Origin of the sequence: Lentzea xinjiangensis, from assembly GCF_900110955.1 — a bacterium.
GTDB lineage: Bacteria > Actinomycetota > Actinomycetes > Mycobacteriales > Pseudonocardiaceae > Lentzea > Lentzea xinjiangensis.
Genome location: NZ_FOFR01000002.1, coordinates 579,964 through 595,864, shown reverse-complemented (window position 1 = coordinate 595,864; position 15,901 = coordinate 579,964). Strand labels below are relative to the sequence as shown.

The window sequence follows — 15,901 nt, the reverse complement described above, 5'->3', positions numbered from 1 at the left end:
TCATCCCTTCACTGCGCCGGCGGTGACGCCGGCGACCATCTTGCGCTGGACGATGAGGAAGAACACCAGTGCGGGCACCGTGAAGAGCACGGAGGCGGCCATCGCGCCACCCCAGTCGGTGCCGAACGCCGTCTGGAAGCCGGACAGCCAGACCGGGAGCGTCTCGGAGTCCTGGCTGCGGATCAGCACCTTGGCGAAGAGGAACTCGTTCCACGCGGTGATGAACGCGAACACCGACGTGGCCACGAGACCCGGCCCGAGCAGGGGCAGGGTCACCTTCTGGAACGCGCCCCAGCGGCCGCAGCCGTCGACCATCGCGGCCTCCTCGAGCTCGACCGGGATGCCGTTGACGAACCCGCGCAAGGTCCACGCGCAGAACGGCAGCGTCACCGCGAAGTACACGAGCACCAGGGACGAGAGGTGTTCGTAGAGCTGCAGGTCCCGCATCATCAGGAACATCGGGATCAGCAGCGCCTCGAACGGCGCCATCTGCGCCACCAGCATCAGCAGCACGAAGCTCTTGCGTCCGCGGAACGCGAAGCGCGACATGGCGACCGCCGCGGTGATGCCGATGATGATCGCGGCGACGACCGCGGTGAGCGTCACCAGCAGGCTGTTGCCGAGCGCCGACAGGAAGCCCGGCTTGGTCCACGCGGTGGCGAAGTTCGTCAACGTCACCGAGAACGGGACCAGGTCGTAGTCCGAGGTGATCGTCGTGCCCTTGGGCTTCAACGCGGACGTGATCATCCAGTACGTCGGGAACAGGAAGAACAGCGCGAGCACGAGGCCCACGACGTTCGCGGCAGACTTCCTGAGCATCAGATCTTGCCCTCCTCGGTCTGCAGCAGCCTGCGCAGGTACTGGAACGTGATCAGGCCGAGGATGACCATCATCAGCACGCTGATCGCGGCGGCGACGCCGAAGTGGCTCTTCGCGATGCCCTCCAGGTACTGCAGCACGGCGAGCGTGGTGCTCTCACCGCTCGGACCGCCCTCGCGGAAGACCCAGATCTGGGCGAAGACCTTGAAGTCCCACAACGTCGACAGGAACGTCACCATCATGAGCAGCGACCGGATCTCCGGCCAGGTCACCGCGCGGAACGTCTGCCAGCCGGTCGCGCCGTCGATGCCCGCCGCCTCGTAGAGGTCGCGCGGGATGCCGACGAGCCCGGCGTAGAGCGAGAAGGCGAGGAAGGGGATCGCCTGCCACACGATGAGCAGACCGACGACGGACAGCGTCGACGTGCCGGAGGAGAACCACGAGTAGCCGGCGAAGGAGTCGAAGCCGAGCTGCACCAGCGTCTTGTTCAAGATGCCGTAGTTCTGGTCGAACATCCACTGGTAGACCGTGGTCGACGCGAGGATCGGCATCGCCCACGCGCAGAGCATCGCGATCTGCAACGCGATCCGCACCCACGGCGTGAGCACGCGCATCAGCAACGCGATGCCGAGGCCCATGCCCACCGAGGCGCCGACGACGGCGGCGGTGAACACGACGGTCCGCAGCGAGACGGTCCAGAACCGCTCGTCCTGGAGCACCGTCGCGTAGTTGTCGAAGCCGGTCCACACGATCTCGCCGCGCACCAGCTCGCCGAGGTTCAGCTGGCGGAAGCTCGTCACGAAGACGGAGACGACCGGCCAGCCGATCAGCCAGAGGATCGCGATGAGCGCGGGGGCCAGCAGCAGGTAGGGCAGCGCCCGGTCGAAGGCGCCGCCCCGGCGGCGCTTGCGCGCGCCACCCGTCACGGCAGGCGGCAGCGCCGGCGGGATGCTCCCGGCCGGCGCTGCCGTTTCGGTCGTCTCGACGGCCGTCATCTCGGCTGGGTCAGCCCATCGCCTTGGTGACGGCTTCGCTCGCGTCCTTCGTCGCCTGGTCCAGCGACTTGGCGCCGGTGAGGTACGCGGTCAGCGCGTCCTTCAGCGGGTTCTGGCCCGCCTCGACGGCCGCCCACTTCGGCGTCACCGGGGTGACCTTGCCGTTGGGGGACGAGTCCGCCATGGCCTTGCCGATCGCGTTGGTGGCGAGCTTCGCGGTGTCCTTCGAGGTGCCGGGAACCGCGCCGCCCTCGGCGAGCATGTCCTGGTACTTCTTGGACGACAGCAGCGCGAGGTACTTCTTCGCGGCGTCGGCGTTCTTGCTGGAAGCCGGGATCGCGAGGTTCGAGCCGCCGAGGAACACGGGCGCGGCGGAGCCGGCCTTCTTCGACGGGATCGGGAACGCCGCGGTCTTGTCCTTCAGGTCCGGCTTCGCCTTGACGGCGCCGGCGAGCTCCCACGGGAGACCGACCATCATGCCGACGTTGCCCGTGCCGAAGACCTCCATCTGCTGGGGCTTCGCCTCGTCGATGTCAGCCGGGACCTTCTTGGTGGCCGACGCGTCGTAGAGCGCCTTGTAGGCCTCGAAGCCCGCCTTGGCCTGCGGGGTGTCGAGCGTGCCGGTCCACTTGCCGCCGTCCTGCTTGGCGATGTCGCCGCCCTCGTCCCAGATCAGCGAGAGCAGGAAGTACCAGGACTGACCGGGCAGGTACAGGGCCTGGAAGTCCGGGTTGGACGCGTTCGCGGCCTTGAGCTTGTTGATGGCGTCGAGCCACTCGGCGCGCGAGGTCGGCGGCTGCGCCACGCCCGCGGCCTGCAGCAGGTCCGTGCGGTAGATGACGGTGCGGTTCGCCGCGTAGAACGGCACGCCGTACTGCTTGCCGTTGAGCGTCAGCGAGTCCTTGAGACCTCCGAGCCACTCACCGCTGTTGAACTGGCTCGCGTCCGCGGTGACGTCGGCCAGCGTGCCCTGGTCCGCGAAGCTCGCGGTCTGGGTGTTGCCGAGCTCGATGATGTCCGGGGGCGTGCTGCTGGCCAGAGCCGTGGTCAGCTTCTCCTGGATGCCGGTCCACTTCTGGACCTCGTACTTGACCTTGATGCCGTTCGCGCTCTCGAACTCCTTGTTCAACGCGTCGGTCAGGGTCGTCGGCGCGGAGCCGTCCATGAGCCACACGGTGATCTCTTTGGTCTCCGTGCTGCCACCGCTGTTCGTGCTCGTGCCACATCCGGTCACGGCCACTGCCAGTGCGGCGGCACCGGCAGCGAGTCCTCTCCAGCCCTTCACAGTCGCGCCCTTTCACCGAGCCCGGCCCTCGCCGGAACGTCCAAGTGGTGTAGACCAATGCGGAACAGCGTGTGCTGCGTCACCGTTCCTGTCAAGCGCGTTGCCAAAGCGTTGCCGAGTCCTCGGACGTTTTTTGTGCCAATGGCGGGGGTTCGGACGCGCGGAACGACGCGGACAAGGCATCCTTGTGGAGCGTGACGAGGAGTGCGAGGAGGAGGCCATGCTGGAGACGACGCCTGCAACAGGCGTGGACGCCAGGACGCGCGCGCAGCGTGAGCCCAAGTACTGGGGTCTCAAGCGGCACCTGCTCGACCTGCTGAGGGCGCTGCCGCCCGGTTCGCCGATCCCCACGGAACGCTCGCTGGCCGCCGAGTTCGACGTCTCCAGGACGACCGTTCGCCAGGCGCTCGCCGAGCTGACGGTGGAGGGCCGGCTGCTCCGCGTGCAGGGCAAGGGCACCTTCGCGGCGGAACCGAAGGTCGCCCAGAGGTTGCAGCTGTCTTCGTACACAGAGGACATGCGCGCCCAGGGCCGCGTGCCGTCGTCCCAGCTGATCGAGGCCTCCGAGATGCCCGCGGAAGCCGAGCTCGCGCGGCTGCTCGGCGTGCGCCCCGGCGCCAAGGTGCTGCGCCTGCACCGCCTGCGCCTCGCCGACAACGAGCCGATGGCCATCGAGACCACGCACCTCGCGCTCGGCCGGTTCCGCGGGCTGCGCCGGTACCTCGCGCCCGGCGCCTCGCTGTACCAGGTGCTGTCCGAGCGGTTCGGCGTCGAGATGGGACACGCCGAGGAGACCATCGAGACCGCGCTCGCCTCCCCCGAGGAGGCGGAGCTGCTCGGGGCCGACATCGGTCTGCCGATGCTGCTGCTGTCGCGGCACTCGTTCGACACGGAGGGCAACCCGATCGAGTGGGTGCGGTCGGTCTACCGCGGTGACCGCTACAAGTTCGTCGCCACGCTGAACAGGCCGTCTTGATCGCTTGGGGCACGCCGCGCGCCCGCTGGGTGCTGACGACGACGATCCTCGGGTCCGGCATGGCGATGCTCGACGGGACGATCGTCAACGTGGCGCTGCCGCGCATCGGCGCGGAGCTCAACGCCTCGGTCACCGACCTGCAGTGGATCCTCAACGGGTACCTGCTCGCGCTGGCCTCGCTGATCCTCGTCGCCGGCTCGCTCGGCGACAGGTTCGGGCGGCGGCGCGTCTACGTGGCCGGCGTGATCTGGTTCGGCGTCGCCTCGCTGCTGTGCGGTGCCGCGTGGAACGTGCCCGTGCTGGTGGCCGCCCGCGTGTTGCAGGGCGTCGGCGCGGCGCTGCTGACACCGGGCGCGCTCGCGATCCTGCAGGCGTCGTTCAACCGGGAGGACCGCTCGCGCGCGATCGGCGCGTGGTCGGGGCTGTCCGGTGTGGCCACGGCCGTCGGGCCGCTGGTCGGAGGACTGCTGGTGCAGGCCTGGTCGTGGCGGCTCGCGTTCCTGGTGAACCTGCCGGTGGCCGCGCTCTGCGTGTACCTCGCGCTGCGGTTCGTGCCGGAGTCGCGGGACGACTCGGCCGGACACCCGAACTACCTGTCCGCGCTGGTCGGCGCGGTGGGGCTCGCGTTGCTGACGGGCGGCCTCGTCGAGCAGTCGTACCTCCTCGCGGCCGCGGGGCTCGCCGCCATGATCGCGTTCGGGCTCGTGCAGAAGCGCTCGGCCGACCCGCTGGTGCCGCCGGAGCTGTTCGGCAACCGCACGTTCGTGGTCTCGAACGTCCTCACGTTCCTGGTCTACGCGGCGCTCGGCGGCGTGATGGTGCTGCTCGTGCTCCAGCTGCAGATCTCGCTGGGCTACTCGCCGACCGCGTCCGGCCTGGCCAGCGTGCCGATCACGATCATCATGCTGCTGGCGTCCTCGACGTCGGGGAAGATCGCCCAGCGCTACGGCCCGCGCGTGCAGCTGGTCGTCGGCCCGGTCCTGGTCGGCGTCGGCATGCTGCTGCTGCGCAACGCCGTGCCGGGCGCGTCATACGTCTTCGGCGTGCTGCCCGGCGTGCTGGTCTTCGGCGTCGGCCTGGCGATCGTGGTCGCCCCGGTGACCGCGACCGTGCTGGCGTCGGCGCCCGATCACCACGCGGGTGTCGCGTCCGGCGTGAACAACGCCGTCGCCCGCACCGGCAGCCTGCTCGCGATGGCCGTGCTGCCCGCCGCGGTCGGCCTGATGGGTGAGGACTACGCGAACCCGGCCGTCATGACCGACGGCTGGAAGACGGCCCTCGTGCTGTGCGCGGTGGCCGCGATCATCGGTGGTCTGCTGGCGGTGGGCGTGGACAACCGGGTGCTGGACGCGGCACCCGAGCAGCACGAGACCCCGCATCCGGGCGAGTGCCTGCACTGCGGCGTCGAAGGACCGCCGACGCACGTCCGGTCAGGCGGCGAGAAGGCGCGCCAGTAGCGCCGGGTCGACGTTGCCGCCGGACACGACGGCGACGCCGCGGCCGAGCTTCGCCTGCGCCGCCACCGCGACGGCACCGCTGGGCTCGGCCACGAGCCGGGCACTCCTGGCGAGATCGGCCACCGCCGCCAGGACCTCGTCCTCGGACACGGTGATCACGTCGTCGACGTGCTCGCGGATGTGCGCCCAGGTCAGCTCCGACGGCTCGTCCCGCAGCGCGTCGGCGACGGTCCGGGCGCGGCGCAGCGGGTCCCACCGGACGAGCTCGCCCGCCCGCAGCGACTCCGCGATGTCGGCGGCCAGCGCGGGTTCGGCGCCGATCACCCGGACGTCCGGGCGCAGCGCCTTGACCGCGGTGGCCACGCCGGAGATCAGCCCGCCGCCGGACATCGGCACGACCACGGAGTCGAGGCCGGGCAGGTCCTCCACGACCTCCAGGCCGATCGTGCCCTGGCCCGCGATGACGTCGGGGTGGTCGAACGGCGGGATCAGCGCCGCGCCGCGCTCGGCGACGAGCGCCCGCGCCCGTTCCACGCGTTCGGTGATGCCCACGATGAAGACCTCGGCGCCCAGCGCCCTGGTGGCCTCGACCTTGACCGCCGGGGTGTTGTCCGGCATCACGATCGCGGCGGGAACACCGTGCAACCGGGCCGCGAACGCCACCGCCTGGGCGTGGTTGCCGCTGGAGTAGGCCACCACGCCGTTCGCGCGGTCCTCCAAGCGCGCCAACGCGTTCAGCGCGCCGCGCAGCTTGAAGGCGCCGACCGGTTGCAGGTTCTCCGGCTTGAGCCAGCCGGAGCCGAACGGCAGCAACGGCGTGCGCACCACGTGCGGTGCGATCACCGCCGCCGCCGAACGGACGTCGTCGAGCGAGATCATCCGAGGATCGACGCCAGCAGCGACGGCGGGATGTTGCCGCCCGACACCACCGCGACGGCCGGGCCGGGGGGCAGCGAGCGGTTGAGGTAGGCGGCGACGGGAACGGCGCCGCTCGGCTCGGCCACGACCCGCGTGCGGCGGGCGATCTGGTTGACCGCGTCCCGGATCTCGTCCTCGGAGACGGTGATGAAGTCGTCGACGTACTCGCGGATGTGCGCCCAGGTCAGCTCGGAGGGCTCGGCGCGCAGGCCGTCCGCGCAGGTGCGGGCGCGGTCGTGCGCGTTCCAGCGGACGAGCGAGCCCGCGGCGAACGAGGCTGCGGTGTCGCCGGCCAGCTCCGGCTCGACACCGATGACGCGGACGTCGGGGCGCAGGGCCTTCACCGCCGCCGCGACGCCGGAGATCAGCCCGCCGCCGCTCACCGGCACCAGGATCGTTGCCACGTCGGGGAGATCGGCGCAGATCTCCAGGCCGATGGTGCCCTGGCCGGCGATGACGTCGGGGTGGTCGAACGGCGGGATGAGCGTCGCACCGCGCTCCGCGACCAGTTCGGCGGCGCGCGACTCGCGTTCGGTGATGCCGACGACGAAGACCTCGGCGCCGTGCGCCCGCGTGGCGTCGATCTTCAGCTGCGGCGTGTTCTCGGGGACCACGATCGCCGCGGGCATGCCCAGCGTCTTCGCGGCGTACGCGACCGCCTGCGCGTGGTTGCCGCTCGAGTACGCCACGACACCGCGCTCGCGGTCCCCGGAAGGGATGCGGGACAACGCGTTCACCGCGCCGCGCTGCTTGAAGGCGCCGATCGGCTGCAGGGACTCGGGCTTGATCAGCAGGCCGGAGTCGAACGTCAGCAGTGGCGTGTGGACGACATGCGGGGCGATGGCGGCGGCCGCCGCTCGGACGTCTTCGAGAGTCACCAGGCGCATGGTGTTGATGATGCACGTCACCGGGGCTCAGCTCGTGAAATGTGCCCGACGTCCTACCTGCCGATGATCCCCCGCGCGTCCGGTCGGCCGTCGGCCGGAAGCACTACGCCGACCGGACCGCCCGGCTCCTCGACCTGCCCCGGCAGCTCGGCGAGACCCCGTCCGGCTGCGACCCCATTCGGTGATCACGTCACTACGTTGAGCGATAGTTAACTGTCAATTGCTACGCAGCGGAGTTGATCTGTCGTGAGCTGTGACACACTTCGTCCACGGTTGGGTCTGGGCGTCATAAATAACGAGACCGTAACGTCACTCGAACGGGTGAACGTTTAGCTCCGAAAGAGACTGAAGGAGGGCGCGATGAGGCTCGTGGAAGGACCACTTGAGCGCAGCGTCCTCGACGCCGGACACAGCCGGAAGGGAAGTGGAGGGGTGGGGCGACCCCTGCCGCCGCCCCACCACCCGTCCCCCTAGAGCCCCCGAGAGAGGTCCCTGCAACCTATCTCTCGGGTTCCCCTGCACCCGAAAGTGAGGGAGACGCTTGATGAACCGCACGAGTGCGGCCCGTGTTACCGGTGCCGTGTTGCTCGCCACCGGAGTCGTCACTGCTCTCAGCGTACCGGCGTTTGGCGCCCCTGCTGCACCAGTCGCCCCAACCGGTTCCGACACGGAGAGCTACCCGGCCGAATTGCTCCAAGCGGTCCAGCGCGACCTGGGCCTGAACGCTGAGCAGGCTCGCGTCCGATTGGCATCCGACCAGAAGTCGAGCGAGCTCGCCGAGCAGGCGAAGGCCTCGCTGGGCGACGCGTTCGGCGGAGCGTGGATCGACCAGGCGAGCGGAAAGCTCACCGTCGCCGTGACCAGGCCGGGACTCTCCGTGAGCGGCGCCGACGTCAAGGTCGTCAGCAGCTCGCTCGCCCAGCTCAACGGCACCAAGTCGGTGCTCGACCTGATGAGCGCTCCCTCGAGCATCACGAGCTGGCGCGTCGACGAGAAGTCGAACACGGTCGTGGTCGAGGTCAACAAGAACACCAGGGACGCCGCGGCGGAGAAGTTCATCGCCACCGCGAAGTCCATCGGCTCGGCCGTCACGGTCGAGGAGGTGACCGAGAGCCCGAAGCCGCTGTACGACCTGCGCGGTGGTGACGCCATCTACATGGGTGGCGGACGCTGCTCGCTCGGCTTCTCCGTGAGCGGCGGCTACGTCACCGCCGGCCACTGCGGCACCACCGGCACCGCCGTCTCCGGCTACAACCGCGTCGCGCAGGGCACGTTCGCCGGCTCGGTGTTCCCCAGCAGCGACATGGCCTGGGTGCGCACCAACGCGAACTGGACCCCGCGTCCGTGGGTCAACCGCTACAACGGCTCGAACGTGACCGTCCAGGGCTCCACGCAGGCGGCGGTCGGCTCGCAGATCTGCCGTTCCGGTTCCACGACCGGATGGCGCTGCGGCACGGTCCAGGCGTTCAACCAGACCGTGAACTACCCCCAGGGCCAGGTGCGCGGCCTCACCCGCACCAACGCCTGCGCCGAGGGTGGCGACTCGGGTGGTTCGTGGGTGGCCGGTTCCGGGTTCGGCCAGGCCCAGGGCGTGACGTCCGGCGGTTCGGGCAACTGCTCGTCCGGCGGCACCACGTACTTCCAGCCGCTCAACCCGATCCTGTCGCGCTGGGGCCTGACCCTGACCCGCGGCTGACCTCCCGGCGGTTCGGCCCTGGCTGAACCGCCCCGGGTTGAACTGCCCTAGCCGAACTGCACGGATCGTTTCGAGAGCCCGTACCAGAAGCCTTCAACGCTGGTACGGGCTTTCTCGTCGCTCGCGGCGCCGAGCGCCACGAACAGCGGCGCGAAGTGCTCCGTCCTGGGGTGCGCGATCCCGGCCGCCGGGGCCTTGTGCTGGAAGTCGAGCAACGCGTCCACGTCGCCGTCCGCCAGTTGCCGGTGCGCCCAGTCGTCGAACTCCTTCGACCACGACGGCGGCTCGTAGTCAGGGCCCCGGCTGAAGTGCACGCAGCTCAGGTTGTGGGTCATGAACCCGCTGCCGACGATGAGCACGTTGCCCTCCCGCAGCGGCGCCAGCTTCCTGCCGACCGCGTGCAGCTCGCGCGGGTCGAGCGTGGGCAGCGACATCTGCAGCACCGGCACGTCCGCGCCGGGGAACATCTCCTTGAGCGGCACGTAGGCACCGTGGTCGAGGCCGCGCGCGGCGTCCTGCTCGACGTGACCGCCGAGCAGCTTGCGCACGTCGTCGGCGAGCGCCGGCGCGCCCGGCGCCTCGTAGGTGACCTCGTAGTAGCGCCGCGGGAAGCCCCAGAAGTCGTGGAGCAGCGGCACGGTCTCGGTCGCGCCGATGGTCGTCGGCGCCTCCTCCCAGTGCGCGGAGACCACGAGCACGGCCTCCGGGCGCGGGAGAGCGGCGGACCAGGCTTCGAGCTCTCCGGTCCACGTCTCGTCGTCGGCCAGCGGGGGTGCCCCGTGGCTCAGGTAAAGCACAGGTGCGCTCACGTCTCCGAGCGTACGCCTGTTTGTTCAAATTTTAACTACCGAGTTCCGCCTTGAACGCCCTGGCGGCCGCGCGCGGGTCCTCGGCGTCGGTGATGGCCCTGACGACGACCACGCGGGTGGCCCCGGCCTGCCTGACCTCGGCGAGGTTGGTGAGGTCGATGCCGCCGATGGCGAACCACGGGCGTTCGCTCCTGGTGGCCCGGACGAGGTCGAGACCCGGTGCCGGGCGGCCCGGCTTGGTCGGCGTCGGCCAGCACGGACCGGTGCAGAAGTAGTCCACGCCCGGTTCTCCGGCCGCGGCCCGCATCTGGCCGACGTCGTGGGTGGAGCGGCCGATCACGACGCCGTCGCCGACGATCCGGCGGGCGAGCGGGACGGGCAGGTCGTCCTGGCCGAGGTGCAGCACGTCCGCGTCGACGGCGTGCGCGATGTCGGCGCGGTCGTTCACGGCGAGCAGCGCGCCGTGGCGTTCGGTGGCCTCGGCGAGGACCTCGATGGCCTCGATCTCCTGCTTCGCCTCCAGTGACTTGTCCCGCAGCTGGATGATGTCGACGCCGCCCGCGAGGACCGCGTCCGCGAACTCGGCCAGGTCGGGCCGGTTCGGCGTGCAGAGGTAGAGCGTCGCGTCGGCGAGTCGTTGCCTGATCAGGTTTCCGTCGAGTCCTGGCACGTGCGCACGTTAACCGTTATGTTGAAGCCGGTCCGCACGGGAGCCTGGAGAACACCGGGCTGAGAGGGAGCGTGGTTCGCTCCGACCGTCGAACCTGATCCGGGTCATGCCGGCGCAGGGAGCGTGAATGCCTTGAGCAGTGTGGAAGTGGCCGTCCGGGGTGGCGGCGTCATCGGTCTGTCCGTCGCGCTGGCCGCGGCGCGGGCCGGGTACTCGGTCTCCGTGTCCGACGCCGGCTCGCCGCACGCGGGATCGCGGGTCGCGGGCGGGATGCTCGCACCGGTCACGGAGGCGTGGCCGGGCGAGGAAGCCGTGACGGCGCAGGGGGTCGAGGCCCTGGCGATGTGGCCGGGCTTCGCGGCGTCGATCGGTGTCCCGCTGTTCACCGCCGGCACGCTGGCCGTGGGCACGCAGCCCGGCGACCTCGCCGACCTGCGGCACGCGGGCGAGGTGCTCACCTCGCGGGAGGTCCGCGCCCTGGAGCCGTCGCTGGGACCGGCGGTGCGCGGCGGCGTGCACGCGCCGGGTGATCTCGCCGTCGACAACCGCCTCCTGCTCTCCGCCCTGTGGAAGGCGTGCGTCGAGCTGGGCGTCCAGTCCGATGTGGACGGACGGGTCGAGGTCATCGCGGCCGGGGCGTGGAGCGGCGAGCTGCACCCCGCCCTGCGCGGCGTCATCCGGCCGGTCAAGGGCGAGATCCTGCGGCTGGCGCACCGGCCCGGCGCGCTGCCGCCGCCGAAGCACACGATCCGCGCCCTGGTCTCCGGCCGTCCGGTGTACCTGGTCCCGCGGGCCGGCGGCCTGGTCGTCGGCGCGACCCAGTACGAGGCCGGGTTCGACACCGACGTGTCCGTGGCGGGTGTGCGGGACCTGTTGCGGGACGCCGAGACCGTGCTGCCGGGCATCGCCGAGTACGCGCTCGCCGAGGCCTCCGTGGGGTTCCGCGCGGGCAGTCCCGACAACGTCCCGGTCGTGCGCTGGCTCGAACCCGGCGTCATCGCCGCGACCGGCCACCACCGCAACGGTCTGCTGCTGGCCCCGCACACCGCTCGTCTCGTGGTCGGGCTGCTCGAAGGAGGAAGCTGGTGAAAGCACAGGTCAACGGCACGTTCCGCGACCTGGCCGACGGCACGTCGGTCGCCGCCGTCGTGTCGCTGGTGGGCGCGCCGTCCTCCGGCGTGGCGGTGGCGCTCGACGGTGCCGTCGTGCCGAGGGCGTTGTGGGAGAAGACGATCGTGCCGGACGGCGGCGTGGTCGAGGTGCTGACCGCGGTCCAGGGAGGCTGACGTGGACGATCCGCTGATCATCGCGGGCCGGGAGTTCCGGTCCAGGCTCATCACCGGCACCGGTGGTGCCGCGAACCTCTCGGTGCTGGAGCGGGCCCTGGTGGCGTCCGGCACCGAGCTCACGACCGTGGCCATGCGCCGGGTCGACGCCGCCGGCCGGACCGGTGTGCTGGAGCTGTTGCGGCGCCTGGGGATCGAGGTGCTGCCGAACACCGCGGGCTGCCGCACGTCCGCCGAGGCCGTGCTGACCGCGCAGCTCGCGCGGGAGGCGCTGGAGACGAACTGGGTCAAGCTCGAGGTGGTCTTCGACGAGGAGACCCTGCTGCCGGACCCGGTCGAGCTGCTCGACGCGGCCGAGCGGCTGGTGGCCGACGGCTTCGTCGTCCTGCCGTACACCAACGACGACCCGGTGCTGGCGAGGAAGCTGGAGGACGTCGGCTGCGCCGCGGTGATGCCGCTGGGCTCGCCGATCGGCACGGGCCTCGGCATCCGCAACCCGCACAACATCGAGCTGATCACGGCCCGCGCAGGCGTTCCCGTGGTGCTGGACGCGGGCATCGGGACCGCCTCCGACGCGGCGCTCGCGATGGAGCTCGGCTGCTCGGCGGTGCTGCTGGCGACGGCCGTGACGCGCGCGCAGGACCCGGAACGGATGGGCGCCGCCATGCGTTGTGCCGTCGAGGGCGGACGACTGGCGCGACTGGCCGGAAGAATTCCGCGGCGCTTTTGGGCCCAAGCGTCTTCGCCGGGTCTCTGAGTCGCTACCTTGGGTACTCACGTGTTGGGGGATGATTGAGCATTACCTGAAATCCGCCGAGGAGGACGACTAGCCGTGACGGCCCCCATTGACGCCGAGGTCGAGGACGCGACCGCGCGCCTGTACCTGGCGATCGGCCGGCTGGCCCGGTTGCTGCGACGCACCGGCTCGCCCGGACTCGGTCCCGGCGCGGTCTCCGCGTTGGCCACCCTCGCGCGCTGCGGCCCCATGCGCCTCGGCGACCTCGCGAACAAGGAGGGCGTGGCGCCCCCGACGCTGTCCCGCATCGTCGCCGCGCTGGTCGAGGCCGGGTACGTGAAGCGCGAACCCGACCCGCAGGACGGCCGCGCGTGGCTCGCCACCCCCACCCCCGAGGGCGAGACGATGGTGTCCGGTGTGCGGTCCGCGCGGGTGCGCGAGCTGCAGCGCCGCATCGAGCAGCTCACCCCCGAGCACGTCGCCGCGCTGGTGAACGCCCTGGACGCCCTGGAGACGCTCGTCGGCGAAGAGCCGAAGTAGCGCCCGCTCCGCTGGCCGGCGTTCGCCGGCGACGACCCGGCGCAGCGCCTGGCTGAGGCGCCGCGCCGGCCGCCGCGGATCCTGGTGAGCTCCTCGGCGTTCACCAGGCGTGGTCTGGCCGCTCGACCCGAGACCACCGACCCGAAGGCGATGTGCGCCCGCTACCTGTCGAGCCTCCACAGCGGGGACACCGGCCCGTCGCCGGCGCCCAGCGGGTAGGCGGCGGCGACGGACCTCACGATGAAGTCCTTGCCGAACCGCACCGCCTCCGGGACGGTCGCGCCCTTCGCGAGCGCCGAGCTGATCGACGACGCGAGCGTGTCGCCGCTGCCGTGCGTGTGCCTGGTGTCGTAGCGCGGGCCCGGCAGCTCGATGAACTCGCTGCCGTCGTAGAGCAGGTCGAGGCACTCCGGGTCGTCCCACATGTGGCCGCCCTTCACGAGCACCCACTCCGGTCCCAGGGCGTGCAGCGCCTTGGCCGCCACCCGCTGGTCCGCGCGGTCCTCGACCGCGATGCCGGTGATCAGCCGCACCTCGTCGAGGTTCGGTGTCACCAGCGTCGCGCGCGGGAAGAGCAAGCCCCGCAACGCGTCCAAGGCGGAGTCGGCCAGTAGCTGGTCGCCGTGCATCGAGGCCGAGACCGGGTCGACGACGAAGGGCGTGCGACCACCGCGCCCGATCCCGACGCGGTCCAGGGCCGGGGTGATCGCCTCGATGATGGCCGCCGACGCCAGCATGCCGGTCTTCGCGGCCTGCAGACCGATGTCCTCGGCCACCGAGAGGATCTGCGCCGCGACGGTCTCCGCCGGGATCTCGGCGACGCCCGTGACGCCCAGGGAGTTCTGGACCGTCACGGCGGTCAGCGCGACGCAGCCGTGCACCCCGCACGCGAAGAACGTGCGGAGGTCGGCCTGGATGCCCGCACCACCGCCGGAGTCGCTTCCGGCGATGGTGAGGACCCGCGGAGGTGCCTCTGTCACGTCGTTTCCACCACTGGCAGGTAGACCTTGTTGCCGGTGCCGGCGAACTCACCGGACTTCTCCGCCATGCCCGCCTCGATCGCCTCCACTGTGGACAGGCCGCGCTCCTCGGCGTAGCGCCGCACGTCCTGTGTGATCTTCATGGAGCAGAACTTCGGCCCGCACATCGAGCAGAAGTGCGCCGTCTTCGCCGGTTCCGCGGGGAGCGTCTCGTCGTGGAACGAGCGCGCGGTGTCCGGGTCGAGCGACAGGTTGAACTGGTCCTCCCAGCGGAACTCGAACCGCGCCTTCGACAGCGCGTCGTCCCAGTCCTGGGCGCCGGGGTGGCCCTTGGCGAGGTCCGCCGAGTGCGCCGCGATCTTGTAGGTGATCACGCCGGTCTTCACGTCGTCGCGGTTGGGCAGGCCGAGGTGCTCCTTCGGCGTGACGTAGCAGAGCATCGCGGTGCCCAGCCAGCCGATCTGCGCCGCCCCGATCGCGGACGTGATGTGGTCGTAGGCCGGCGCGATGTCCGTGGCCAGCGGCCCGAGGGTGTAGAACGGCGCCTCACCGCACCACTCCTCCTCCAGCCGGACGTTCTCGGCGATCTTGTGCATCGGCACGTGGCCGGGGCCCTCGATCATGACCTGGACGTCCTTGGCCCGCGCGATGTGCGTGAGCTCGCCCAGCGTCCTGAGCTCGGCGAACTGCGCCTCGTCGTTGGCGTCCGCGATGGAACCGGGCCGCAGCCCGTCACCCAGCGAGAACGTCACGTCGTAGGTGCGCAGGATGTCGCAGAGCTCCTCGAAGTGCGTGTAGAGGAAGCTCTCCTTGTGGTGCGCGAGGCACCACGCGGCCATGATCGAGCCGCCGCGCGAGACGATGCCCGTGACGCGCTTGGCCGTGAGCGGCACGTACCGCAGCAGCACGCCCGCGTGCACCGTCATGTAGTCGACGCCCTGCTCGCACTGCTCGATCACGGTGTCGCGGTAGACCTCCCACGACAGCGCGGCCGGATCGCCGTTGACCTTCTCCAGCGCCTGGTAGATCGGCACCGTGCCCACCGGGACGGGCGAGTTGCGCAGGATCCACTCGCGCGTCTCGTGGATTCGCTTGCCGGTGGACAGGTCCATGATCGTGTCGGCGCCCCAGCGGGTCGCCCACACCATCTTCTCGACCTCGTCCTCGATCGACGACGACACCGCGGAGTTGCCGATGTTGGCGTTGATCTTCACGAGGAACTTCTTGCCGATGATCATCGGCTCGGCCTCGGGGTGCTTGCGGTTCAACGGGATGACCGCACGCCCGATGGCCACCTCGTTGCGCACGAACTCGGCGTCGAGGTTCTCCCGCGTCGCGATGTAGCGCATCTCCGGGGTGATGACCCCGGCCTTCGCGTACGCGAGCTGGCTGACAGCTCCGTTGATCGGTTCCCGTGCGGCGATCCACCCCGACCTCAGGTCGGGAAGTCCACTGTGGACGTCGATGGTCGCGTTCTCGTCGGTATACGGACCGGAAGTGTCGTAGAGATCGACATGCTCGCCGTTGGTCAGCTCCACCCTGCGGTAGGGCACCCGGATGTCAGGGGAGACTTCCCGGTACACCTTGCGCGAGCCCGAGATCGGGCCGGTGGTCACACTGGGCTTGACCGAACGGTCGTCAAGTGCCGTCACGACATTCCTCCCTACGCCGGCATTACCCGGTCAGGTTCAGGCGGTCGGTGACACCGGCAGCACTGCCAGTCACCCTCTCAGCCCGCTCAGGCGCGAGCTCCCGCGTTCTTGTTGAGTTGTCGAGACCTGACCATAGTCAGAGCGCGCCTTAGCTGCCAAGGGCACGGTTTGGCCCTAACCTTCTCTCTCGTGGCG

16 protein-coding genes and 2 riboswitches are annotated in these 15,901 nt (G+C 70.5%); of the genes, 7 read left to right on the top strand and 9 right to left on the bottom strand.

The features are described 5' to 3' along the window. The 3 genes from BMW88_RS08280 to BMW88_RS08270 are packed head-to-tail and all read right to left on the bottom strand — an operon-like array spanning nucleotide 1 to nucleotide 3,099. Nucleotides 1-819 (bottom strand): carbohydrate ABC transporter permease, encoded by an 819-nt coding sequence (locus BMW88_RS08280; protein ID WP_089949983.1) that lies wholly within the window; start codon nucleotides 817-819, stop codon nucleotides 1-3. Then, complete coding sequence (locus BMW88_RS08275; protein WP_089949982.1) at nucleotides 819-1,814, bottom strand: carbohydrate ABC transporter permease; 996 nt, start codon at nucleotides 1,812-1,814, stop codon at nucleotides 819-821. Before BMW88_RS08275 ends, BMW88_RS08280 begins: the two co-directional genes overlap by 1 nt. A 10-nt stretch (nucleotides 1,815-1,824) precedes the next feature. Then, complete coding sequence (locus BMW88_RS08270) at nucleotides 1,825-3,099, bottom strand: sugar ABC transporter substrate-binding protein (protein ID WP_089949981.1); 1,275 nt, start codon at nucleotides 3,097-3,099, stop codon at nucleotides 1,825-1,827. A 220-nt stretch (nucleotides 3,100-3,319) separates the two neighbouring features. Between BMW88_RS08270 and BMW88_RS08265 the strand changes: the two genes are divergently transcribed. Together BMW88_RS08265 and BMW88_RS08260 are read left to right on the top strand one after the other, a co-directional pair. After that, nucleotides 3,320-4,075, top strand: a complete 756-nt coding sequence (locus BMW88_RS08265; RefSeq protein WP_089950270.1) for a GntR family transcriptional regulator — start codon at nucleotides 3,320-3,322, stop codon at nucleotides 4,073-4,075. Beyond that, nucleotides 4,072-5,532, top strand: a complete 1,461-nt coding sequence (locus BMW88_RS08260) for an MFS transporter (RefSeq protein WP_281249374.1) — start codon at nucleotides 4,072-4,074, stop codon at nucleotides 5,530-5,532. The genes BMW88_RS08265 and BMW88_RS08260 overlap by 4 nt, the downstream gene beginning before the upstream one ends. Here BMW88_RS08260 and BMW88_RS08255 read toward each other — a convergent pair. Both BMW88_RS08255 and BMW88_RS08250 read right to left on the bottom strand, forming a co-directional pair. After that, nucleotides 5,506-6,411: a threonine ammonia-lyase gene (locus tag BMW88_RS08255; RefSeq protein WP_089949980.1), complete on the bottom strand. Its 906-nt coding sequence runs from the start codon at nucleotides 6,409-6,411 to the stop codon at nucleotides 5,506-5,508. The genes BMW88_RS08260 and BMW88_RS08255 overlap by 27 nt on opposite strands. Continuing rightward, complete coding sequence (locus BMW88_RS08250; RefSeq protein WP_089950269.1) at nucleotides 6,408-7,337, bottom strand: threonine ammonia-lyase; 930 nt, start codon at nucleotides 7,335-7,337, stop codon at nucleotides 6,408-6,410. Before BMW88_RS08250 ends, BMW88_RS08255 begins: the two co-directional genes overlap by 4 nt. A gap of 745 nt (nucleotides 7,338-8,082) precedes the next feature. On the opposite strand from BMW88_RS08250, the gene BMW88_RS08245 reads away from it, so the two are divergent. Further along, nucleotides 8,083-9,033 (top strand): S1 family peptidase, encoded by a 951-nt coding sequence (locus BMW88_RS08245; RefSeq protein ID WP_342714977.1) that lies wholly within the window; start codon nucleotides 8,083-8,085, stop codon nucleotides 9,031-9,033. A gap of 47 nt (nucleotides 9,034-9,080) precedes the next feature. Here BMW88_RS08245 and BMW88_RS08240 read toward each other — a convergent pair whose 3' ends face one another. Then, entirely contained in the window at nucleotides 9,081-9,842 is a 762-nt protein-coding gene (locus tag BMW88_RS08240; RefSeq protein ID WP_089949978.1) for a dioxygenase family protein, read from the bottom strand. A 31-nt stretch (nucleotides 9,843-9,873) separates the two neighbouring features. Then, the gene (gene thiE / locus BMW88_RS08235) at nucleotides 9,874-10,512 is read right to left on the bottom strand and encodes a thiamine phosphate synthase (RefSeq protein WP_089949977.1); all 639 of its coding nucleotides are present in this window, start codon (nucleotides 10,510-10,512) and stop codon (nucleotides 9,874-9,876) included. Between the two features lie 26 nt (nucleotides 10,513-10,538). Beyond that, nucleotides 10,539-10,650: riboswitch (TPP riboswitch) on the top strand. A gap of 3 nt (nucleotides 10,651-10,653) precedes the next feature. On the opposite strand from thiE, the gene BMW88_RS08230 reads away from it, so the two are divergent. The 4 genes from BMW88_RS08230 (at nucleotide 10,654) to BMW88_RS08215 (ending at nucleotide 13,074) form a co-directional block, all read left to right on the top strand. Beyond that, nucleotides 10,654-11,601 carry an FAD-dependent oxidoreductase gene (locus BMW88_RS08230; protein ID WP_342714979.1) on the top strand — a complete coding sequence of 316 codons (948 nt, stop codon included), beginning with the start codon at nucleotides 10,654-10,656 and terminating at the stop codon, nucleotides 11,599-11,601. Then, a complete protein-coding gene (thiS, locus tag BMW88_RS08225) occupies nucleotides 11,598-11,798 on the top strand; it encodes a sulfur carrier protein ThiS (protein ID WP_089949975.1) in 201 nt (66 codons plus the stop codon). The genes BMW88_RS08230 and thiS overlap by 4 nt, the downstream gene beginning before the upstream one ends. A 1-nt stretch (nucleotide 11,799) precedes the next feature. Next, nucleotides 11,800-12,555, top strand: coding sequence for a thiazole synthase (thiG, locus tag BMW88_RS08220; RefSeq protein ID WP_089949974.1), 756 nt, complete (start codon nucleotides 11,800-11,802; stop codon nucleotides 12,553-12,555). Nucleotides 12,556-12,630: 75 nt separating this feature from the next. After that, nucleotides 12,631-13,074 (top strand): MarR family winged helix-turn-helix transcriptional regulator, encoded by a 444-nt coding sequence (locus BMW88_RS08215; protein WP_236220661.1) that lies wholly within the window; start codon nucleotides 12,631-12,633, stop codon nucleotides 13,072-13,074. A 161-nt stretch (nucleotides 13,075-13,235) separates the two neighbouring features. Here the strand turns inward: BMW88_RS08215 and thiD are convergent, their stop codons facing one another. Both thiD and thiC read right to left on the bottom strand, forming a co-directional pair. Further along, the gene (gene thiD / locus BMW88_RS08210) at nucleotides 13,236-14,054 is read right to left on the bottom strand and encodes a bifunctional hydroxymethylpyrimidine kinase/phosphomethylpyrimidine kinase (protein WP_089949973.1); all 819 of its coding nucleotides are present in this window, start codon (nucleotides 14,052-14,054) and stop codon (nucleotides 13,236-13,238) included. After that, complete coding sequence (gene thiC, locus BMW88_RS08205) at nucleotides 14,051-15,706, bottom strand: phosphomethylpyrimidine synthase ThiC (RefSeq protein WP_089949972.1); 1,656 nt, start codon at nucleotides 15,704-15,706, stop codon at nucleotides 14,051-14,053. The genes thiD and thiC overlap by 4 nt, the downstream gene beginning before the upstream one ends. After that, a riboswitch (TPP riboswitch) is annotated at nucleotides 15,698-15,820 on the bottom strand. (Overlaps the previous gene by 9 nt.) Between the last annotated feature and the right edge of the window lie 81 nt (nucleotides 15,821-15,901).